19 protein-coding genes are annotated in these 21,744 nt (G+C 64.5%); 9 read left to right on the top strand and 10 right to left on the bottom strand.

Annotated elements, in window-relative coordinates; genetic code table 11:
• Positions 1-6: 6 nt before the first annotated feature.
• The 3 genes from C7443_RS02015 to C7443_RS02005 are packed head-to-tail and all read right to left on the bottom strand — an operon-like array spanning position 7 to position 3,850.
• On the bottom strand, positions 7-405 hold the full coding sequence (locus C7443_RS02015; protein ID WP_110016899.1) for a GtrA family protein: 399 nt from the start codon (positions 403-405) through the stop codon (positions 7-9).
• A gap of 1 nt (position 406) precedes the next feature.
• A complete protein-coding gene (locus tag C7443_RS20025; protein ID WP_170123453.1) occupies positions 407-2,173 on the bottom strand; it encodes a glycoside hydrolase family 17 protein in 1,767 nt (588 codons plus the stop codon).
• Between the two features lie 6 nt (positions 2,174-2,179).
• The gene (locus C7443_RS02005; protein ID WP_110016898.1) at positions 2,180-3,850 is read right to left on the bottom strand and encodes a glycosyltransferase family 39 protein; all 1,671 of its coding nucleotides are present in this window, start codon (positions 3,848-3,850) and stop codon (positions 2,180-2,182) included.
• Positions 3,851-4,082: 232 nt separating this feature from the next.
• Here C7443_RS02005 and C7443_RS02000 point away from each other — a divergent pair, with 232 nt between their 5' ends.
• Positions 4,083-4,736, top strand: coding sequence for a glutathione S-transferase family protein (locus tag C7443_RS02000; protein ID WP_110016897.1), 654 nt, complete (start codon positions 4,083-4,085; stop codon positions 4,734-4,736).
• 7 nt (positions 4,737-4,743) lie between these two features.
• Here C7443_RS02000 and C7443_RS01995 read toward each other — a convergent pair whose 3' ends face one another.
• Positions 4,744-6,135 (bottom strand): FAD-binding oxidoreductase, encoded by a 1,392-nt coding sequence (locus tag C7443_RS01995; RefSeq protein WP_110016896.1) that lies wholly within the window; start codon positions 6,133-6,135, stop codon positions 4,744-4,746.
• Positions 6,136-6,288: 153 nt separating this feature from the next.
• On the opposite strand from C7443_RS01995, the gene serA reads away from it, so the two are divergent.
• Genes serA through C7443_RS01980 form a run of 3 tightly spaced genes read left to right on the top strand, consistent with a single transcriptional unit; the run spans position 6,289 to position 8,905 of the window.
• Entirely contained in the window at positions 6,289-7,524 is a 1,236-nt protein-coding gene (serA, locus tag C7443_RS01990) for a phosphoglycerate dehydrogenase (protein WP_110016895.1), read from the top strand.
• A gap of 25 nt (positions 7,525-7,549) precedes the next feature.
• Positions 7,550-8,362, top strand: coding sequence for an alpha/beta hydrolase (locus C7443_RS01985; RefSeq protein WP_110016894.1), 813 nt, complete (start codon positions 7,550-7,552; stop codon positions 8,360-8,362).
• A 15-nt stretch (positions 8,363-8,377) separates the two neighbouring features.
• Positions 8,378-8,905 carry a DUF2058 family protein gene (locus tag C7443_RS01980; protein ID WP_110016893.1) on the top strand — a complete coding sequence of 176 codons (528 nt, stop codon included), beginning with the start codon at positions 8,378-8,380 and terminating at the stop codon, positions 8,903-8,905.
• Positions 8,906-8,915: 10 nt separating this feature from the next.
• Here C7443_RS01980 and C7443_RS01975 read toward each other — a convergent pair whose 3' ends face one another.
• A complete protein-coding gene (locus C7443_RS01975) occupies positions 8,916-9,557 on the bottom strand; it encodes a TetR/AcrR family transcriptional regulator (protein ID WP_110016892.1) in 642 nt (213 codons plus the stop codon).
• A 148-nt stretch (positions 9,558-9,705) separates the two neighbouring features.
• Here C7443_RS01975 and C7443_RS01970 point away from each other — a divergent pair, with 148 nt between their 5' ends.
• Positions 9,706-10,365, top strand: coding sequence for a hypothetical protein (locus C7443_RS01970; protein WP_146213207.1), 660 nt, complete (start codon positions 9,706-9,708; stop codon positions 10,363-10,365).
• A gap of 107 nt (positions 10,366-10,472) precedes the next feature.
• Entirely contained in the window at positions 10,473-12,731 is a 2,259-nt protein-coding gene (locus C7443_RS01965; protein ID WP_110016890.1) for a YgiQ family radical SAM protein, read from the top strand.
• A gap of 62 nt (positions 12,732-12,793) precedes the next feature.
• Here the strand turns inward: C7443_RS01965 and C7443_RS20020 are convergent, their stop codons facing one another.
• A complete protein-coding gene (locus C7443_RS20020; protein ID WP_170123452.1) occupies positions 12,794-12,940 on the bottom strand; it encodes a hypothetical protein in 147 nt (48 codons plus the stop codon).
• A gap of 66 nt (positions 12,941-13,006) precedes the next feature.
• On the opposite strand from C7443_RS20020, the gene mazG reads away from it, so the two are divergent.
• A complete protein-coding gene (gene mazG, locus C7443_RS01960; RefSeq protein WP_110016889.1) occupies positions 13,007-13,795 on the top strand; it encodes a nucleoside triphosphate pyrophosphohydrolase in 789 nt (262 codons plus the stop codon).
• A 13-nt stretch (positions 13,796-13,808) separates the two neighbouring features.
• Here the strand turns inward: mazG and C7443_RS01955 are convergent, their stop codons facing one another.
• Complete coding sequence (locus C7443_RS01955) at positions 13,809-14,279, bottom strand: DUF192 domain-containing protein (protein ID WP_170123451.1); 471 nt, start codon at positions 14,277-14,279, stop codon at positions 13,809-13,811.
• Here C7443_RS01955 and C7443_RS01950 point away from each other — a divergent pair.
• The gene (locus C7443_RS01950; protein WP_110016888.1) at positions 14,278-14,877 is read left to right on the top strand and encodes an NUDIX domain-containing protein; all 600 of its coding nucleotides are present in this window, start codon (positions 14,278-14,280) and stop codon (positions 14,875-14,877) included. The two genes, C7443_RS01955 and C7443_RS01950, sit on opposite strands and share 2 nt — an antisense overlap.
• Before the next feature lie 22 nt (positions 14,878-14,899).
• On the opposite strand, the gene typA is transcribed toward C7443_RS01950, so the two are convergent.
• The 3 genes from typA to C7443_RS01935 all read right to left on the bottom strand — a co-directional run bounded on the left by typA (position 14,900) and on the right by C7443_RS01935 (position 17,284).
• The gene (gene typA / locus C7443_RS01945) at positions 14,900-16,720 is read right to left on the bottom strand and encodes a translational GTPase TypA (protein WP_110016887.1); all 1,821 of its coding nucleotides are present in this window, start codon (positions 16,718-16,720) and stop codon (positions 14,900-14,902) included.
• A gap of 143 nt (positions 16,721-16,863) precedes the next feature.
• Positions 16,864-17,067: a cold-shock protein gene (locus tag C7443_RS01940; RefSeq protein ID WP_110016886.1), complete on the bottom strand. Its 204-nt coding sequence runs from the start codon at positions 17,065-17,067 to the stop codon at positions 16,864-16,866.
• Between the two features lie 13 nt (positions 17,068-17,080).
• A complete protein-coding gene (locus tag C7443_RS01935) occupies positions 17,081-17,284 on the bottom strand; it encodes a cold-shock protein (RefSeq protein ID WP_110016885.1) in 204 nt (67 codons plus the stop codon).
• A 290-nt stretch (positions 17,285-17,574) separates the two neighbouring features.
• Between C7443_RS01935 and hrpA the strand changes: the two genes are divergently transcribed.
• Positions 17,575-21,627, top strand: coding sequence for an ATP-dependent RNA helicase HrpA (gene hrpA, locus C7443_RS01930; protein WP_281279369.1), 4,053 nt, complete (start codon positions 17,575-17,577; stop codon positions 21,625-21,627).
• The last annotated feature ends 117 nt before the right edge of the window (positions 21,628-21,744 follow it).

Below are 21,744 nucleotides of genomic sequence, written 5' to 3'. Positions count from 1 at the left end.
CGCTCATCAGTGCCGATGACGGAAGACCAGCCATTTGGCACTGAGAAAATTCGCGATCATGCCGGCGAGCGAACCGGCGCACACCGCCAGCACCGGCCAGGCGCGCACGCTGGCCGACAGCGCGATCAGGGCTGCGTAGAGCGCGTAATTCAATGCTCCGCCGACCAGCATCAGGCTCATGTAATGCAGCCATTCAGCCCACAGCGTGCGGCCGCTGCGCTGTTCGCGAAAAGTCCACAGACGGTTGCATAGCCAGGTACCGCTGGCTGCGGCGACGAAAGACAGCGCGCGGCCGAGATAAAAGCCGCAACCGGCGGCCAGGGCGAGATAGAGCACGCCGATGTCGATCAGCAGGCCGATGACGCCGACGACGCCGAAGCGCCACAGCTCCGTGGTGGTGGCCATGTCAGCGAACCGCGGGTGCGCGGTTTTGTCGCCACAGCGGGATCGACAGCGCGACGAGCATCGCGGCCCAGCCGAGGATCTCGCGGTTCCACACCATCGCCTTGAGGATCAGCGGCAGCCGCTCGCCCCAGCTCGGGTGCATCGCCATGAAGTCCTCACCGGCGACCGCCCAGCCCTCGCCGATGATCACCGCAGCGGCGCACAGCAGCAGCAGGTGTGGCAGCCAGCGTGGCAGGCGGCCGCTGTGCGTCAATGTGGCGAAGGCCAGGCCGTGGCCGACTTTGCCGGCGCGGTTGCTGAGCGCCAGCAGCGGCATGGCCAGCAGCGTGATCCAGAACTCCGGCGTCGGGATGTCCATGTAGCGACCGTTGAGTGCCAGCATCAGGCTGACGGCGATTGCGCCGACGCAGTAGCTCAGATAGCTGGCGCGCACCAGGCGGGCGAGGGCATCGGCGCGGCGTCCGGCGCAGCGCGCACGCGCCAGGCCGACGCTCAGCAGCAGGAACACGCTGGCGAAGACCAGACGCAGGCCGGCCCACAGTTCGGCGGCGCCGGGGGCGGAGTCGGCGAGCGCGCGATAGAGTTCGCCGACCGTGGGCTTGTCGAGCCAGCCGGCATCGGCGGCGAGGAACAGGCCGCGCTGCAGGAACCAGGTCAGCGAGGTCGGCGAGATTGCCACGCGGGCGATGTGCCAGAGCGTTTCGACGCTGCCGGCTGCCAGCGCCTGGCAGGCCAGGGCAATGCTGAAGGCCAGCAGCGGCAGCGCCGTGGACGGCACCAGCAGCAGCCCGAGCAGAGTGCCGAGCACCAGCGCCGTCACGGCCCGCGGCAGCGCCTGCGGGAACGGCTCGACCGGGCCGGTGCGTTCGAACTTGAGCTGGCGGTCGATATCGTACAGGCCCCAGCGGGCGCCCATGGTGCCTTCGAGTTGCGCCTTCCACGGCTGGTCGTAGGCTTCGACGACGTTGTAGTCGACCTGATATTTAGCGGCCAGACGCGGCAGTTCACGCACGAAATACGCCGCGCTCGGCAGGTCGGCGACGGCCGGGCCGCGGGAGCGGCCCTCGCTCGGCCAGCCGGCCTCGCCGATCAGGATCGGCTTGCCGGGAAAGGCGGCGCGGATCTTGCCGATGACCTCGGCGAAGCGCGCCTCGGCATCCTCGGCGGCGACTGGTTCGTCCTCCCAGTAGGGCAGGATGTGGATGGTGATGAAGTCGACGTGTTCGGCGAGCTGCGGGTTCTTCAGCCAGAAGGCCCAGACGTCGGCGTAAGACACCGGCTGCTTGACCGTCGCGCGCACGCGGTCGATGTAAGCGATCAGTTCGTCGCGGCTGAGGTCGCGGCGCAGCAGTACCTCGTTGCCGACGATGACGCGCTCCACCGCCTGCGGGTAGGTATTGGCCGCCTGGATCAGGGCATCGACTTCGGCCTCGTTGATCTTGGCGTCACGACCGAGCCAGGCACTGTGCGTGAGCTTGAGCCCGTGCTTGGCCGCCAGCTCCGGAATCTCCGCCATGCCTTCGAGCGCGGTGTAGGTGCGGATGCCGCGGAACAGCCCCTTCAGCCGCAGCAGATCGGCTTCGATCTGCTCGTGTGTCGGGTAGAGGTGGCGCAGCGGGCTCTGCCCCTCGCGAAACGGCGCGAACGAGGCGCTGGCGTAGTCGCCGTGCCAGTCGACACCGATGTCGACCGGGCGGGCGAGCAGGAACCACAGGCCGGCGGCGAGCAGCAGGCTGACGAGCAGGGACAGCAGTCGGGAACGGGTCATGGGGGGTCAGCGGCCTGGAACGGCGGATTTGGGATTGGCCTGCAACTGGCCAGTCTCGGGGGCGGGTTCGATGTCGTAGCCGCGCAGGTCCTTGACCACCGCGAGCGGGGTACCGAAGCGCTGTACGACGACGATGTTCGGCAGGTGCAGTTCCTCGTCACAGCCATCGTGCGTCAGCGCCAGCAGGAAGTCGGCCTGCTGCCATTGCTCTTCGTAGACGAGGTAGTCGGGCAGGTAATAGCGCGCGCTGTCCTCATCGCCACAGATGGCGATGCGGTAGTGATGGTCGGGGGCGCGGCCGTCGTTTTCGTCGCGCAGGTAGGCTTCGAGGCCGTGGATCGCCTCTGGCATCGAATTGCCCCAGTAGTCGAGATCCCAGCGGTCCTCGGCGCCTTTCACTCCGCCGATCAGCAGGTTGTAGTAGACGTACTCGTGCGGATGCAGGTAGGCGACGACACCGGCCTGGATCAGGATCAGCAGCCCGAGCAGGCCCTGGCCGAGGCGCAGCAGGCGCCGGCGGCCGGCGGCGGCGAGCCATGCGCCGCAGCGCACGAAGGCGAGCGCGGCCAGTGCGGCCAGCGGTGGCACGGTAAACAGGAAATGGCGCATGCCGTTGTAGGCGGTCGGCAGGCGGATCATGAAGTAGACGATCGGGAACAGGCCGGCGAGCACCAGCAGCGCGCTGCCGATGGTCTGCGTATCGCGCAGTGGCGCCCCGTTTCGCAGCCAGCGCCAGAGCAGTGTCAGACCGAGCAGCAGGCCGAGCAGGATCATCTCCGGCAGCTGCAGGGCGACGTAGGTGGCGATGTAGCCGCGCGGCAGCCTGGTGGCCGGATACCAGTGGCCGGCGTAGAGCGTTTCCAGATCGATCGGATAATCGGAAAACTCGCGCAGAGCTTTGAGCGGGTTCAGCGGCTCCTGATAGGCGAACGGCCAGAACACGGCCATCAGCAGGTAGGCGAGCACGAAGGCCGCGAACAGGCGCGGCAGCAGCGTCGGCAGGCTGTCGCGCAGCGCCGCCAGTCCGCGGCCGGCGCGCCACTGGCCGAGCCACCACAGCAGCAGCGCAAACAGCAGATAGGGGCCGAGCAGCACGGCACCGACGCGCACGCTCAGTGCCATGCCGAAACACACACCGAGCAGCAGACAGCTGCGCCAGCTCGGGCGCGGCAGTTCGTCGAGCACGCGCACGATGGCGTAGACCGACCAGATCATCGCCGTGGCGAACGGTGCATCCTTCGGGTTGTTGAAGCTGTGGCCGATGAATGCCGGCGTCAGCAGCAGCAACAGCATGGCCAGCAGGCCGACGCGATCGCCGCCGACGCGCTGGCCGAGCTTGAACATGCCCCACAGGCCGACGACGCCGACCAGGCCGCCGAGCAGATGGCGGGTTTCAAAGGCGCCGAATGACAGCACGCGTTCGAGCAGTACGGCGATCAGGTCGAAAGCGCCGCCGTAGCGGTAGAGATCGAGGTAGTGCAGCGCCGAGCGATCGACGAAGCCGCTGCTGTAGTAGCGCAGCAGCAGTTCGCCGTACTCGTTCTGTACGTGCTCGTCATTGGTGATGCCGTAGTGGCGGAATACCAGCAGCACGGCCAGCAGCGCACACAACAGCAGGCCGCGCGCCAGCCGGCGTGCGCCGACGCAATCGCGCGGAAAGTTTTCGGGCTGGCTCATGGATGGGGACGGGCGGGCGGTACGTGTCGGCGGGGATGAGCGCGGCTGGCGCGGTCAGCGCAAGCGGCGATGGACTCGGGGTGCGGCAGGCGCGGCAGTGCCGCCGGCGGCGCACTCCGCCCGGGGCGGCGGCAAGGATAGCGACGCCCACAAAGCGAAGCAAACCAGCGCGGAACCGCCATCATCCATACTGGTCCACGCGGTTCCGGCCCCCGTTGAGGAGCATGCCTTCATGACCCTTGAGCTCGTCAGCTTTCCCCTGTGCCCTTTCGTGCAGCGCGCGGTGATCGCGCTGCGTGAAAAAGGCGTGCCTTTCACTGTCAGCTACATCGACCTCGATGCACCGCCCGAATGGTTCCTGGAGATGTCACCGCTCGGCAAGGTGCCGTTGCTGCAGGTCGATGGCACGGTGCTGTTCGAATCGGCGGTGATCAACGAGTTCCTCGATGAAACCCATCCGCCGCGCATGCTGCCCGAGGCTGCGCTGCAGCGGGCGCGGGCGCGCGCCTGGATCGAATTCGCCTCCGGTCAGATCGGCCGCCAGTACATGATGCTGACGGTCGCCACCGAGGCGGCCTTCGATGAGCAACGGCGTGCCTCGCGGCGCGAGCTGGTGCATCTGGAAGCAGCGCTCGGTGCCGGGCCGCTGTATGCCGGCGAGCATTTTTCACTGGTCGACGCGGCGATCGCGCCGTGGTTCATGCGCCTGCAGCTGATGGAAGATGCCCACGCGCTCGGCATGCTCGACGGCATGCCGAAGCTCGCGGCCTGGGGCCAGGCGCTGTGTGCGCGCGAATCGGTGCGCCAGTCGGTGCCGGAGCACTTCGATGCCCAGTTCCGCGCGCGCTTTCGCAGGCACGAGGGCTGGTTCGGCCAGTTCCTGTAGCCGCGGCTCAGTCGAACAGCTTGCCCGGATTGAGCACGCCGCTGGGATCGAACACCTGGCGGATCGCGCGCAGGTAGGCGATTTCCTCGGCCGGGCGGCTGTAGTGCAGATAGGGTTTCTTGACCAGACCGAGGCCGTGTTCGGCGGAGACGCTGCCGCCGTAGCGTGCCAGCGTGGCGAACAGGTGCTCGCTGACGCGCTCGCATTCGGCGATGAAGACCTCGCGCGCCATGTCGGCCGGCTGCAACACGCTGATGTGCAGATTGCCGTCGCCGATGTGGCCGAACCAGATCACTTCGAACTGCGGGTATTCGGCGGCGAACAGCGCCTGCATCTCGGTGAGGAATTCCGGCACCTGGGCGACGCGCACGGCGATGTCGTTCTTGTACGGCAGGCGGTGGGCGATCGACTCGGTGATGTCCTCGCGCAGGCGCCACAGCGCCAGACGCTGCGTTTCGCTCTGCGAGAGCACGCCGTCGAGGACTTCCTCGGCTTCGACACCGGCTTCGAAGGCTTCCATGGCGGCGGCGACGGCTTCCTCGCTGTCGGCATCGAACTCGGCGAGCACGTACCAGGGCGCCGGCGTGTCGAACGGCGCACTCAGGCCGCGCGCCAGCACGTGGGCGAGGGCGCGATCGGAGAAGCATTCGAAGGCACTGAGCTGCACGCGCTCGCGCAGGCGGGCGAATACCGACATCAGCACGTCGATCCCGCTGAGGCCGAGCAGCATCACGGCCGGTTCGCGCGGTGGTTCGACCAGCGTCAGCGTCGCTTCGACGATCAGGCCGAGCGTGCCTTCGCTGCCGATGAACAGGTGGCGCAGGTCGTAGCCGGTGGCGTTCTTCACCAGGCCGCGGTTGATGTCGAGCAGGTCGCCGCGACCGGTGACGACCTTCAGCCCGCTGACGCGCTCGCGGGTCATGCCGTAACGGATGACCTTGATGCCGCCGGCATTGGTGGCGATGTTGCCGCCGATCTGCGCCGAGCCGCGGGCGGCGAAGTCGACTGGGTAGAACAGGCCGACGCTGCGCGCGTATTCCTGCAGCGTCTGCGTGACGACGCCGGGCTCGACGGTGACGCTGCGGTCGACGGCGTCAAAGCCGAGGATGTGGTTCATGCGGTCGAAGGACACCACCACCTCGCCGGCCGTCGCGACCGCACCTGCGGACAAGCCGGTACGCCCGCCAGAGGGCACAATATGCCCGCCGGTTTCGTTGGCGAGCCGTACGATCGCCTGTACCTCGTCGATGGATTCGGGAAAGGCGACGGCGGATGGCGCCGGGGTGTGCAGCCGCGTCCAGTCGCGGCCGTGTTCGAGCAGCGTGTCGGCATCGGTGCGCAGGCGCGCTGCCGGCAGCCGTTCGGCCAGTCGGACAAGGAATGTTTGCTCGGTCGTCATCGTTTCAGCCTGTGGGCGAAGCAGGAAACCGGCACGCAGCGGTGTCGTCCCTGCGGGTGAGGAAGCAGTGGATACAGCATCGCGCCGGCGCGTGTTCGCCGATAGTGTCGCCGATCAAAGTCTGTCGGCTTGAGTAGGAGTGGCAGCAACATCATGTCCAGAGTTTCACTCGACAAACGTGAAATCCGCGTCCTGCTGCTCGAAGGCGTGCACCCGTCCGCCGTCGAGTATTTCCGCGAGCAGGGCTACACCAATCTCGATGTGCATGAGCGTGCGCTGCAGGGGGCCGAGCTCGTCGAGCACCTCCGCGAGGCCTTCATCGTCGGCATCCGCTCGCGCACGCAGCTCAACGCGGCAGCGCTGGCCGAGGCGCGGCATCTGCTGACCATCGGCTGCTTCTGCATCGGTACCAACCAGGTCGATCTGGAAGCCGCGCGCGAACTCGGTGCGCCGGTGTTCAACGCCCCGTTTTCCAATACCCGCAGCGTCGCCGAACTGGTCTGCGCCGAGATCGTCATGCTGATGCGCGGTATTCCGCAGAAGAATGCCGCCTGCCATCGCGGCGGCTGGATCAAGTCCGCCGCCGGCAGTTTCGAGGTGCGCGGCAAGCGCCTCGGCATCGTCGGCTACGGCCATATCGGCACGCAGGTCGGTCTGCTCGCCGAAGGCTTCGGCATGCAGGTGCTGTATCACGACATCGAACCGAAGCTCGCGCTCGGCGGCGCTCAGCCGGTGCGCTCGCTCGCCGAGCTGCTGCCCGAGGTCGACGTGTTGACTCTGCATGTGCCGGATACGCCACAGACGCGCGGCCTGATCGGTGCCACCGAGCTGGCGGCGATGCGGCCGGGGGCGCACCTGATCAACGCCTCGCGCGGTCGCGTCGTCGACATCGATGCGCTGGCGAGCGCGCTGGCGACTCGGCATCTGGCGGGCGCGGCAATCGATGTTTTTCCGCTCGAACCCAAGGGCAATGACGAGGAGTTCGTCTCGCCGCTGCGCGCCTTCGACAACGTGCTGCTGACACCGCACGTCGGTGGCAGTACGCAGGAGGCGCAGGCCAATATCGGTGTCGAAGTGGCGAGCAAGCTGGTGTATTACAGCGACAACGGCTCGACGCTGTCGGCGGTCAATTTCCCTGAGGTCAGCCTGCCGGCGCATCCCGGCAAGCGCCGTCTGCTGCACATTCACCGCAACCGTCCGGGCGTGCTCAGCGCGATCAACGAGGTGCTGGCGCGTGCGCAGATCAACGTCGCCGGGCAGTATCTGCAAACCCAGGGCTCCATCGGTTACGTGGTCATCGACGTCGATAACGACGAGAATGCCAGTCGGCTGGCTCTGCGGGAGCTGCGCGCCATCGACGGCACCCTGCGTACCCGCATCCTTTACTGATCCGCCCCCACGAGGACTTTGAACCGTGCCTAGCGTCAGCGCCCCCCTTGAACTGGAAGTCATCAGCCGCCTGCCCGCCGCTCAGAGCGAGCGCCCGCCGCTGCTGTTCGTGCATGGCGCTTTCACCGCCGCCTGGTGCTGGCAGGAGCATTTTCTAGACTGGTTCGCCAGCCGCGGTTATCCGTCCTACGCGCTGAGCCTGCGCGGCCACGGCGGCAGCGCCGGACGCGAGCAGCTGACCTGGACGCGGCTGGCCGACTATGTCACGGACCTCAGCGAAGTCGCCGTCGGTCTCGGCGAGCGCGTCGTGCTGATCGGACACTCGATGGGCGGCATGGTCGTGCAGAAATACCTGGAGCGCGGCGTCGGTCATGGCGCCGTGCTGATGGCCTCGGTGCCGCCGACCGGCCTGATGTCGTCGAACCTGCAGATGCTGATGCGCGATCCGCTGCTGTGGTCGGAGATGAGTGTGATCACGGCTGCCGGGCCGAAATACGGCTCGATGGAGACGGCGCGCAAGGCGCTGTTCTCCAACGATGTGCCGGACGAGATCGTGGCGCGGCTGCTGGAGCGCGCTCAACCCGAGTCGCAGCGCGTGCTGGTCGATCTCAACTGGGCCGATCTGCCGGCGGTGCCGCTGGTGGCGCGTACACCGATGCTGGTGCTCGGGGCCCGCAACGATGCGCTGGTGCCGGTCAGTGACGTGCAGCTCACCGCTCAGCTCTACGGCGCCGAGAGCGAAATCTTCGAGGGCATGGCTCACGCGATGATGTTTGAAACGCACTGGGAGCTGGTCGCGCAACGCATCGACCGCTGGTTGCTTGAGCGCAAGCTTTGACGGAGTGCATGCCTGATGTCCCTGCGTGATCAATTCCTCAAAGCCGGCCTGGTCACGGCCGATGCCGTAAAAAAAGCCGAAACCGAAAAACGCAAGCAGCAGCACCAGAGCACCAAGCAGAGTGCCAAAGGCAAACAGGCCGGGCCGAGCGAGGAGCAGCGTCAGCGCCAGGCGGAGCAGGAGGCCAAGCGCCAGCGCGATCGCGAGCTCAACGCCCGCAAGGAGGCTGAGCGCAAGCGTCAGGCCGACCTGGCGCGGGCCAAGCAGATCATCGAGGCGAACCGGCAGAACGATCCTCAGGCCGAGGACCGCTACAACTTCCAGGAAGGGCGTTTCGTGCGCAGCGTGCGCGTCACTGACGCCCAGCGCCGGCTGATCGCGATGGGCAAGCTCGGCGTGGCACGGATGGATGCGCGTGGCTTCGACTTCGTGCTGATCCCGCGTGAAGCGGCGCTGAAGGTCCAGGAAATCTGCCCGGAGCGGCTCTCGCTGCTGTTCGAGGAATGCGACAGCCTCGAAGATGACGACTGGGGCTGGAACTAAGTCTGGGGCGTCAAGGTGCAAGTGGCCCCATGGAGCTGACGCCGGGGAAACCGCTCAGCGCCAGCGTGGGCCGCGCACTGGCGGGCAATAGCGCCCGCAGTGGTGCCAGCACACTTTCACGGGCAACCGCGAAACTATCGTCCGGCTCGCAGAGGATCGCAGCGAGGCGCAGCTGTTGCAGGTTCACGGCCAGTGCGTCGACGTTGGTGTCGTCGGGCAGCAGACGTTCCTGCTGCATCGCCCGCAGCCAGTTGCCATCGAGCCGGCGTTCCCGCTCGCGCCATTCCTGCCAGGTGCTGCGCTGGAGTTCGTCGTGTGCGATCAGCATCGGCATGGCTCGCAGTAGACCACGGTAGCGCCACATCAAACCGAGCCGCATGCCGCAGGCCTCGACAAGGGCTGACAGCGGCGTGCGGATCGCTATAGTGGCGTCCCGGGTCCGCATGGCGTCGGCGAAGCGCTCGAACAGTCGGCGAAGGATCGCCTCACGGTTAGGGAAGTGATAGTAGAGATTGCCGGGGCTGATGCCTGCCGCAGCTGCGATGTGGTTGGTGCCAGCACTCCGTTCACCACCCTGTTCAAGGAGTTGCAGGGCGGCATCGAGAATTGCGTCCATCGTGGTCATTCTTTGTGTCGACGGCTTGTCCTGCATGGTGCTGGGGTCCGAATATTTCAACTATTTTTGGTTTTCCGATATTCCAGTGTTCGAATCAATATAACTGTTGACGATGCACAAGCCTGCGAGCGTGGCTTTTGTGTAAATCAAACCAGCAGCGGGCCAGATGATGCTAGATAACACCATGAGCCATGATTCCTCTCATTCGGGTGGCGTGGAAATGTTGCGTTCGCGCTCCAGACGCTCCCGACGCTGGAGTCGACGCAGCAAGACACTGTTCGGGCTGCTCGTCTTTCTGATAATGCTCATGATCGGGATGGCAACTTATCTGGGCGGGCGGATTTATCTGCTGGATACGGAAAATGAACGCCTGCAGCGCAGCCTGGATGACAGTGAGCTTGCTCTCGCCAAGCTGAGACCAGAGGTTGAGCGCCTGCGTGCCGACGTCAATGCACTGCTTGGACAGCGTGTCCCCGGGTTGCGCGAACTGGTCATGGATGATGTCGTCACGCTCGACGATGCTTACCTTGGTAACATTGTCTTTACGCAGACTCGACGCGGCAGCCAGGTCAAATATGAATATCGCCTGACCCTGCGTAACGACAGCCTGTCAGTCATCGTGCCACGGGTGCGGCTGGCGCTTTACGATCGGCACGGTGTGCAGATCGGCTCGTCGGAATTGGGTGAAAGTCACGACGGTGAAGACGCAATGCCGGAACTCGGTCCTGGCGAAAGCCTGGCACGGGCCGGCACGGTGACCATTGCCGATGGCGAGGAAGAGCCGGCTTTTTTCCGGGTCCGCATCATGCCGCCGCTGCAGATGCAGGCCGTGCAGAAACACTGATGGCGGGTTGTGTCCGGAGAATCCCCGGCTGATTGCCGAATCTGCGCGGACAGCCGAGCGGGCGGTGCGTATAATTGTTGAATTTTACACTCGGTTATTAACGCACCATGCCTGCTGTTGTCGCTGATGTTCCGCGCCCGTTGTTCTCCTATCGGAAATATTGGGCCCATCGTTTTGGGGTTGCGCCGTTTCTGCCAATGTCGCGTGCGGAAATGGATCAACTCGGCTGGGACGCCTGCGACATCATCGTCGTGACCGGGGACGCCTATGTCGATCATCCCAGCTTCGGCATGGCGGTCATCGGCCGCGTACTCGAAGCCCAGGGGTTTCGCGTCGGCATCATTGCTCAGCCGGACTGGACCTCACCTGAAGCATTTCGCCGCCTCGGGCGCCCCAAGCTTTTCTTCGGGGTGGCGGCCGGCAATATGGACTCGATGGTCAATCGCTATACCTCGGATCGGCGCATGCGTTCGAATGACGCCTATACGCCAAACGACGAGGGCGGCAAGCGGCCGGATCGTGCCGTGATCGTCTATTCGCAGCGTTGCCGTGAGGCCTACAGCGATGTTCCGGTCGTGCTGGGCGGCATCGAAGCGTCGTTGCGGCGCATCGCCCACTACGACTACTGGTCAGACAAGGTGCGTCGTTCGGTTCTGGTTGATTCCAAGGCGGATCTGCTGGTCTACGGCAATGCCGAGCGGGCCATCGCCGAAATAGCTCACCGCTGCGCCGCCGGCGAGTCGCCGAAGGCGATGCACGATATTCGCGGCACGGCGTTCATGACTCGCGACGGTTTGCCCGAGGGCTGGTTCGAAGTGGATTCGAGCACGGTCGACGAGCCGGGGCCGGTCGAACCGATGCTCAATCCTTACGAGGACATTCCTCCACCGGCGGCGAGCTGCGCGTCGGCGGATGCCAAGCCAGCAGGGGAGACGCGGCTGGTGCATTTCCCTCGTCGGCTCGTTCGCCATCCGCGCGAACGCACGGTGGTTCGCCTGCCGGCGTTCGAGCAGGTGCGTGATGATCCGGTGTTGTATGCCCATGCATCGCGCACGCTGCATCTTGAGACCAATCCCGGCAATGCACGGGCGCTGGTCCAGCGTCACGGTGATCGCGATGTCTGGCTCAATCCGCCGCCGCTGCCGCTCAGCACGGCAGAGATGGACTCGGTGTTCGGCCTGCCTTATGCCCGCGTGCCACATCCCGCGTACGGCGATGCCAGGATTCCGGCCTACGAGATGATCCGCTTTTCGGTCAACATCATGCGCGGCTGCTTCGGCGGTTGTACGTTCTGCTCGATCACCGAACATGAAGGCCGCATCATCCAGTCACGCTCGGAGAACTCGATTCTCCACGAGATCGAGGAGATTCGAGACAAAACGCCAGGTTTTACCGGTGTGATCTCCGACCTGGGCGGGCCGACGGCGAACATGTACCGCCTGGCGTGCAAGTCGAAGGATATCGAGCGCAGCTGCCGTAAGCTGTCCTGCGTGTGGCCGGACATCTGCTCGAATCTCGGCACGAACCATGCGCCGCTGGTGCAGTTGTATCGCAAAGCCCGGAGCTTGCCCGGTATCAAGAAGGTCCTGATTGCCTCAGGCCTGCGCTATGACCTGGCGGTCCGCGATCCGGAGTACGTCCGTGAGCTGGTGAGCCATCATGTCGGTGGCTACCTGAAAATTGCGCCGGAACACACTGAGTCGGGCCCGCTGTCGAAAATGATGAAGCCGGGCATCGGTACCTACGATCGTTTCAAGGAACTGTTCGAGCGTTTCTCGAAAGCGGCAGGCAAGGAACAGTATCTGATCCCTTACTTCATCGCGGCGCATCCCGGCACCAGCGACGAAGACATGATGAACCTCGCGCTCTGGCTCAAGCGTAACGGCTTTCGCGCCGATCAGGTGCAGGCGTTCCTGCCAAGCCCAATGGCTCTGGCCAGCGCGATGTATCACAGCGGCCGCAATCCACTCAAAGGCATCCACCGCGATCGCGGTGAGTTGGTCGAGTCACCGAAGGGATTGAAGCAGCGCCGTCTGCATAAGGCGTTTCTGCGCTATCACGACGCGGAGAACTGGCCGCTGTTGCGGGAGGCGCTCAAGCGCATGGGACGGGCCGATCTGATCGGCAATGGCAAGCATCATCTGGTGCCGAGCTGGCAGCCGTCGGGGACGGGGCTTGCGGGAGGAGAAGGGGCACGTGCCGGACGCAAGCATCGTCCGCAGACAGTGCTGACCCAGCATACTGGCCTGCCTCCGGATGCGGGTGGTCGGCGTGTGACACGACGTGAGCGGACGGCTGACAGCCAGCAGTCGAAGAATCATCCTCACGCGCGCGACGGGCGCCCGGGGCGGCGCTCTGACCCGTAAGTGTCGCGTCGACGGCGTTTGGTTATGTCAACAGCCTCGTTGTGGAGGCAGAATGCTGCCGCTTAGAACTGCTGCTGCGTCATGTAAGTGTGTGCAGCCATCTGCTGTGATCCATGGTCATCAAGCGGCACGAAAAGTGACACTACCGCAAGTAGTGCGGCAAAGACGAGAACGCAGAGTTGCTTAGTGTCCGGGCTGAACTTGAACATATCGATGATTTCCTCTTGAGCCCTTGTGTGGGCATCCGGTCAATAATCCTTTCGTAGTAATTATCCATGAATGACGTCGGCGCGTTGTTACAACTCATGGCAAATTTGCGTGACCCGCAGCACGGGTGTCCGTGGGACTTGGCACAGACCTATCGCAGCATCGTTCCGCACACCCTTGAAGAAGCCTACGAGGTTGCGGATGCCGTCGAGCGGGGGGATCTGGGCGAGTTGCGGGCCGAGCTGGGCGATTTGCTGCTGCAGGTGGTGTTCTACTCGCAGCTGGCCAGTGAGGAGGGAGTGTTCAGTTTCAACGATGTCGTGCAGGGTCTCATCGACAAGCTGGTACGCCGTCATCCTCATGTGTTTGGCGACACCCAATATGCAGACCTAGCTGAACAGGCTGCTGACTGGGAGCGCATCAAGCGTGACGAGCGCCACTCGCAGGGACAGCCGTCCGGAGGGCTGCTGGCCGATGTCCCGCTTGGCATGCCGGGTTTGACGCGGGCCGTGAAGCTGACACGCAAAGCGGCACGTGTCGGTTTCGATTGGGATCGTGCAGGCGCCGTGCTCGACAAGATCGAGGAAGAAATTCGCGAACTGCGTGCGGAAATCGAATGTGGCGCTGCACTTGAGCGTCTGCAGGACGAGCTGGGTGATGTCCTGTTCGCAACAGCCAATCTCGCTCGTCACCTCGATATCGATCCGGAACAGGCCGTGCGTGGCACCAATGCCAAGTTCGAACGTCGCTTCCGCTATATCGAGGAGTGCCTCGCGGCGGGCGGACGTACACCGCGGGATGCTTCGCTGGAGGAAATGGATCGGCTCTGGAACGAAGCGAAGGTGCAGGAACCCTGAAGGGTTCAGTGGTTCAGTCGGTAATGCCGACGCCACCGTCGATATGCAATGGCTGCTCCGGCTGAATAGCGTGCCGGGCGGCTTCGCCGGCGTTGATTTCCAGCACGTAGAGTACCGGACCCGTGCTGGCGTAGGTGGGGCAGGGGCGGCGACGGCACGGCGGCACGTTGCGATGGATGGTCCGCAGGCGTCGATTGGCGTCGAAATACAGGATGTCGAGCGGCAGGTACGTGTTCTTCATCCAGAACGTTGCGACTTGCGGTCGCGGCAGCACGAACAGCATGCCCTGATCGCGTGGCAGCATCAGGCGGTACATCAGGCCGCGTTGACGCGCACTTTCGGATTCGGCGAGTTCAACCACAAAGCGGGTCTTGCCGACACTGACAGTCGTTTTGCGCGGGCCGCAGGCTGCCAGTGCGATCGCAATCAGGACCAGTGCGATGGTTGTTGTTATCGACTTTTCGGCTATGGGAGTGCCGTGCATGGAATATCGTTTCCGAATCATCGACAAGACCCTGATTTATCAGGGGTTTTTCAAACTGTCGGAATATCGCCTGCAGCATGAACTGTTCGCTGGCGGCTGGACGCCGGAATTCAGGCGGCTGTGTCTCGATCGCGGCGATGCCGTAGCCGTGCTGCTCTGGGACCCGCAGCGCGATGTGCTGGTGCTGGCGGAGCAGTTCCGGGTAGGCGCGATGCATCGCCCGTTCGTGCCGTGGCTGCTGGAGATCGTCGCCGGCATGATCGAGCCGGGCGAAAGCCGCGAAGAGGTCGCGCAGCGCGAGGCGATGGAGGAGGCGGGCTGCGAAATCCTCGCGCTCGAATTCATCGTCGAATACCTCTGCAGCCCGGGCGGTACCTCGGAAAGTACCGCGCTGTACCTGGGGCGCGTCGATGCGGCGAACGTCGGCGGTATTCATGGACTTGCCGAGGAGCACGAGGACATCCGCGTTCATGTGATTCCACGCCTTGAGGCGCTGCAGATGATCGGCAGCCGCTTGAACTCGGCGGCACCGATCATCGCCCTGCAGTGGCTCGAACTGAACCGCGAACGCCTGCTGCATCAATGGGGGCTCGCCTGAATCGACGAGCTCCCCGCAACGTTCAGTCTTCGCTCTTGCGGGACGCGCGCTTGCGCGCGTTCTCGTCGAGCAGTTTCTTGCGGATGCGGATACTCTTCGGCGTGACTTCGACCAGCTCGTCGTCGTCGATGAACTCCAGAGCCTGCTCCAGGGTCATGCGGATCGGCGGCGTCAGGATGATGTTCTCGTCCGAGCCCGCTGCGCGAATATTGGTGAGCTGCTTGGCCTTGAGCGGGTTGACGACCAGGTCGTTATCGCGTGAGTGGATGCCGATGATCATGCCTTCGTACACCTCCTCGCCGTGGCCGATGAATAGGCGGCCACGATCCTGGAGATTGAACAGGGCGTAGGCCAGCGCCTTGCCGGCGGCATTGGCGATCAGCACGCCGTTGACCCGCGCGCCGAACTCGCCGCGCTTGTACACGCCGTAATGATCGAAGACGTGGTACATCAGGCCGGTGCCGCTGGTCGAAGTCATGAATTCGGTCTGGAAACCGATCAGTCCGCGTGCCGGGATGAGGTAGTCGAGGCGCACCCGGCCCTTGCCGTCCGGCACCATGTCGCGCAGCTCGCCGCCGCGTTCACCGAGTTTCTCCATCATCTTGCCCTGATGCTGCTCCTCGACGTCGACGGTCAGCGATTCGTAGGGCTCCTGCTTTTCACCGTCGACTTCGTGGATGATGACCTCGGGGCGGGAAACGCCGAGTTCATAGCCTTCGCGGCGCATGTTTTCGATCAGGATGCTCAGGTGCAGCTCGCCGCGACCCGAGACCTTGAACTTGTCCGGATCATCCGTGTCTTCGACACGCAGTGCGACGTTGTGGATCAGTTCACGCTGCAGGCGCTCACGGATCTGCCGCGAGGTGACAAACTTGCCTTCCTTGCCGGCGAACGGTGAGTTGTTGACCTGAAAGGTCATGCTCACGGTGGGCTCGTCGACGGTCAGTGGTGGCAATGCCTCGATGGCAGTCGGGTCGCACAGCGTATCGGAGATGTTGAGTTTTTCCATGCCGGTGAAAGCGATGATGTCACCGGCGGAAGCTTCCGGAAACTCGATGCGTTCGAGACCATGGAAGCCGAGGATCTGCAGGATGCGGCCGGTACGGCGTTCACCGTTGGCATCGACGACGGCTACGGACGTATTGGTCTTGATCGTGCCGCGTTTGATGCGGCCGATGCCGATGACGCCGACATAGCTGTTGTAGTCGAGCGAGGACACCTGCATCTGGAACGGGCCTTCGAGGTCGACGTCCGGCGGGGAGACGTGCTCGACGATCGCCTCGAACAGCGGCGTCATGTCACCTTCGCGGCAGTCCGGGTCGGTGCTGGCATAACCGTTCAGGGCAGAGGCGTAGATGACTGGAAAATCGAGCTGCTCATCGGTGGCACCGAGGCGGTCGAACAGATCGAAGGTCTGGTCGAGCACCCAGCCCGGGCGGGCACCGGGACGGTCGATCTTGTTGATGACGACGATCGGACGGAAGCCCATTGCAAACGCTTTTTGTGTGACGAAGCGTGTTTGTGGCATCGGGCCGTCGACGGCGTCGACCAGCAGCAGCACCGAGTCGACCATCGACAGCACGCGCTCGACCTCACCACCGAAGTCGGCATGGCCGGGGGTGTCGACGATATTGATGCGGTAGTCGTTCCAGCGGATCGCCGTGTTTTTGGCGAGGATCGTGATGCCCCGTTCCTTCTCGAGATCATTCGAGTCCATCAGGCGCTCGGTTGGCTGCGCACGTTCGCCGAGCGTGCCGGATTGCTGTAGGAGCTTGTCGACCAGTGTGGTCTTGCCATGGTCGACATGGGCGATGATGGCGATGTTGCGGAGCTTCTCGATCACGTTCGGATCCGGAATTGAGGAAAAAGCGGGCGTGGATTATAGCGAAGCGTCAGACATCGATGTTGCGTCGCGCAAGCCTCTGTCCACTCAAAAAAACAAACCCCGCCGAGGCGGGGTCCGTAAAATTCGTTATTGGCAGCGAATCAGATGGGCTTGCAGACAGTTGCCTGCGGACCCTTCGGGCCCTGCTTCGAGTCAAACTCGACCTTCTGACCTTCGGCAAGCGTACGGAAGCCCTTGCCTTCGATCGCGGAGAAGTGCACGAACACATCACTCGAGCCGTCATCCGGCTGGATGAAACCGAAGCCCTTGGCCTCGTCAAACCACTTCACGGTACCGGTGCGCATCATCGACTCCCGATCAGAGCGGCTTGCACAGAGTCGCCTGCGGACCCTTCGGACCCACCTTCGACTCGAACTCGACCTTCTGGCCTTCGGCTAGGGTCTTGAAACCCTTGGAGTCGATCGACGAGTAATGCACGAACACATCGCTGGAGCCGTCTTCCGGAGCGACGAAACCGAAGCCCTTGGCTTCATCGAACCACTTAACCGTACCAATCTTCATGAATAACCAACCTCGGAAAAACATTTGAGACGCGCACCGGTGCCAGAGTCAGTCAAATCACTATGACCTGAGCGACACGAGCGGACACAGCTCGCAGTAGCACGGTTCGAACCTGCCTTTTTAACTGAAAAAAGGTCATATCCGAAACCGCGGTCGACACTACGCCAATCCCTCAGGCCCTGCAAGCGTATTTGGCCCGATGGGCTCATGTTTGCCGATGATGGCGCTAACATGGTGTTTGCTCGGGATTTTGCTAGTCTTAACGCCTTTTTTTGGCCCCCTGAAGATCTGTGTCCGACACTCTCAGCGCTCTGTCAGAATTATTGTTGCACTGTCCCAGTGCAGATCGCCCACGTTTGCGCAGCAGGCTGCTCGCTCTTGAGCGCCGGCGTCGTGACGGCAAGCCTTACGACCGTGGTTTGGCCGAACTGATGGCCGCAATGGAGGTGGCGCACGAGCATTTGCGCCAGCGGCGCGCGCGGCTGCCGCAGCCGGGTTTTGACGAGGCACTACCGGTCAACATCCGCCGTGCCGAGATCGCCGCGGCGATTCGTGAGCACCAGGTGGTGGTCGTCTGCGGCGAGACCGGTTCCGGCAAGACCACGCAGCTGCCGAAGATCTGTCTGCAGCTCGGTTTTGGTGCCGCCGGGCTGATTGGCCACACCCAGCCGCGGCGCATCGCCGCCCGCTCGGTTGCTGCCCGCATCGCCGAGGAGCTCGGGCCGCAGGCTGCCGGGCTGGTCGGCTACAAGGTGCGCTTCAACGATCGCAGCGGCCCGGACACCGCGGTCAAGCTGATGACCGACGGTATTCTGCTCGCCGAGACACAGCACGATCCGCAGCTCGACGCCTACGAAGTCATCATCCTCGACGAGGCTCACGAGCGCAGCCTCAACATCGACTTCCTGCTCGGTTATCTGAAGAAGCTGCTGCCGCGGCGTCCCGACCTGAAGCTGATCATCACCTCGGCGACCATCGACCCCGAACGTTTTGCCCGCCATTTCAACGATGCACCGATCATCGAAGTCTCCGGACGGACCTATCCGGTCGAAATGCGCTATCGGCCGCTGATCGGCGAAGACGAAGACGCCCGCGACCGTGACCTGCAGCAGGCGATCCTCGACGCCATTGATGAGCTGTGGACCGAAGGCCCGGGCGACGTGCTGGTGTTTCTCTCCGGCGAGCGCGAGATCCGCGAGACCGCCGAGGCGCTGCGCAAGCACCATCCGCCGGGTGTCGAAGTCCTGCCGCTGTTCGCGCGACTGTCGGCGGCCGAGCAGAACCGCGTGTTCCAGTCGCATGGACGGCCGCGCATCGTGCTGGCCACCAACGTTGCTGAAACCTCGCTGACGGTGCCCGGCATCCGCTACGTCGTCGATCCGGGCACGGCACGTATCAGCCGCTACAGCTATCGCTCGAAGATCCAGCGGCTGCCGGTCGAGCGCGTCTCCCAGGCCAGTGCCAACCAGCGCGCCGGGCGCTGCGGACGGGTCCAGGCCGGTGTCTGTATCCGGCTGTATTCACAGGAAGATTTTGCCGCGCGGCCGCGTTTCACCGACCCCGAGATCCTGCGCACCAATCTCGCGGCGGTGATCCTGCAGATGGCCGCGCTCAAGCTCGGCGATCCGGCGGCATTCCCGTTCGTCGAAGCGCCGGACTCGCGGCTGATCCACGACGGCTACAAGCTGCTGCAGGAACTCGAAGCCGTTGACGAGCGCCATCAGCTGACGGCCCTCGGCCGCGAGCTGGCGCGCCTGCCGATCGACCCGCGGCTCGGGCGCATGATCCTCGCTGCGCGCCGCTTCGGCTGCCTTGCCGACGTGCTGATCGTCGCCAGCGCACTGGCGCTGCAGGACCCGCGCGAGCGGCCGCTGGAGGCGCAGCAGGCCGCCGACGAAAAACACCGGCGCTTCCGTGACGAGCGTTCCGACTTCCTCGGCTATCTGCGGCTGTGGGACTGGTGGCATGCGCAGGCGAAGAAGCTGACAAAGTCCAAGCTGCGCGAGCTGGCGAAGACGAGCTTCCTTTCTTATGTACGCATGCGCGAATGGCATGAGCTGCACGCGCAGCTCAGTGAAGTCGTCGCCAGTCTGGCTGGCGAAGGGGAGGCGGCCGCGAGTGCGCGCGAGATCGCGCCGCCACCGCCGGAACCGGGCCAGAAGCGCGAGGAATCCGCCTGGCCGGCGAACTTCGCCGAACTGCATCGCGCGTTGTTGACCGGCCTGCTTGGCAACATCGGCCTGCATCAGCAGGAGGGCCACGAGTTTCTTGGTGCGCGCGGACGCAAGTTCCGGGTCTGGCCCGGTTCCGGTCTGGCGAAGAAGCCGCCGCGCTGGCTGGCGGCGGCGGAGATCGTCGAGACCTCGCAGGTCTATGCGCGCACCTGCGCGCGTATCGAACCGGAATGGCTGGAGGAGCTCGCCGCACACCTGATCAAACGCAGCTACGCCGAGCCAGTGTGGGAAAAGCGCGCCGCGCGGGTCGCCGCGACCGAGCGCGTCACGCTCTACGGCCTGCCGGTGGTCAGCGGACGGCGCGTCAACTACGGGCCGATCGACCCGCCGGTTGCCCGCGAGCTGTTCATCCGCCACGCCCTGGTGCAGCGCGAATACAGTTGTGCGGCCGCGTTTTTCCAGCACAACGCCGAACTGGTCACCGAGATCGAGGCGCTGGAGACCAAGGCGCGGCGGCGCGACGTGCTGGTCGACGAGGAGGCGATCTTCCGCTTCTACGACGAGCGCATCCCGCCGCAGGTGCATTCCGGCGTGGCCTTCCTCAAGTGGTTGAAGCAGGTCGAGCGCGAGCAGCCGCAGCGGCTGTTCATGAGTCGCGAGCAGCTGATGGCACATGCGGCCGACGACGTCACCGCCGCCCGCTTCCCCGATCACCTGCTGCTCGGCGGCATCGCCTTCCCGTTGAGTTACCGCTTCGAGCCGGGTGCCGAGGACGACGGTGTCACGCTGACGGTGCCGCTCGCCGCGCTCAACCAGCTGCCGGAGGCGCGCTGCGAGTGGCTGGTGCCGGGGCTGCTGCCGGAACGGCTCGCCGCACTGTTGAAGTCGCTGCCAAAGGATCTGCGCCGGCGTGTAGTACCGGTGCCGGATACCGTCGAGCGCCTGCGCGACGGGCTGGAGCCGGGTGATGAGCCGCTGATCCCGGCGCTCGCCCGCGCGCTGCAGCGCCTGACGGCCAGCGAATTCCCTGAAAGCGCTTTCGATGCCGCCGCCGTGCCGGCGCATCTGGCGATGAACTTCCGCGTCGTCGATCCGGACGGAACGGTGCTGGCCGGCGGTCGTGACCTCGGCGCGCTGCGCCGCCAGCTCGGCGATGCCTCGCGCCAGGCCTTCGGCACGCTGGCGAGTGCCTTCCGCGCCGCTGCTGATAAAGCCCGCAAACCGGTGACGACACTCGGCCTTGCCGCCGCGGCACCGCCGCAGGCGCCCGCGCCGCGGGCGGTCGACGATGCCGTTGCCCGTATCGAGCGGGCCGACGTGCACGACTGGGATTTCGGCCCGCTGCCAGCGGTGCTGGCCTTCATGCGCAACGGCATCGAGCTCAAGGGCTACCCGGCGCTGGTGGTCGAGGACGAGCGCCTGGCGGTGCGCGTGCTCGATACGCCGGCGCGGGCGGCAAGCGCGCACCGCGCCGGATTGCACCGGCTGATCAGTCTGCGCCTGCGTGAACAGGTCAAGTACCTGCGCCGCAACCTGCCGGGGCTGACGCAGATGGCGCTGCACTACGTCGGCATCGGCACGCAGGAACAGTTGCGCGACGATCTGCTGACCGCCGTGCTCGATCGCGTCTTTCTCAGTGAGGGCCTGCCGCGTGAGCGCGCCGCTTTCGAGGTGATGCTCGAACGCGGGCGCGGGCAGTTGATGAGCATCGCCAATGAAGTCTGCGCCCAGGTCGGCCAGGCACTGGCGAGCTGCCATGAAGTGCGCCGCCGCCTGCGTGGCAAGTTGCCGCTGAGCTGGATGGAGGTCGCCAAGGACGTCAACGAGCAGCTCGATGCGCTGGTCTATCCCGGCTTCATCAGCGTCACGCCGGCCGAATGGCTGCAGCGTCTGCCGATCTACATGAAGGCGATCGAGCTGCGTCTGCAGCGCCTCGACGGTCGTGTCGAACAGGATCGCGCCCGCATGGCCGAGGCGCAGCGCTTGTGGCGCTGGTATCGGCAGCGCCAGGCGCAGCTGGCCCGCCGTGGTGGCGACGATGCTGAACTCGAACGCTTCCGCTGGATGCTCGAAGAGCTGCGCGTATCGCTGTTCGCGCAGGAGCTGAAGACGGCGCTGCCGATCTCGGTCAAGCGCCTGGAAGAGCAGGGCGAAAAGGTCCGCGTGTAAACCTGTGCAGCCATCACATGAGCCAGGCTGAAGCGAGCGTTATACATTCGAATTTGCGAATATATGAATGTTTAGTAGGCTACATGCCCATTGCTTCTATGAGTCCCGCGTTCAGGG

This window comes from Plasticicumulans acidivorans (assembly GCF_003182095.1).
GTDB lineage: Bacteria > Pseudomonadota > Gammaproteobacteria > Competibacterales > Competibacteraceae > Plasticicumulans > Plasticicumulans acidivorans.
This window is presented reverse-complemented; position numbering and strand designations above follow the sequence as displayed.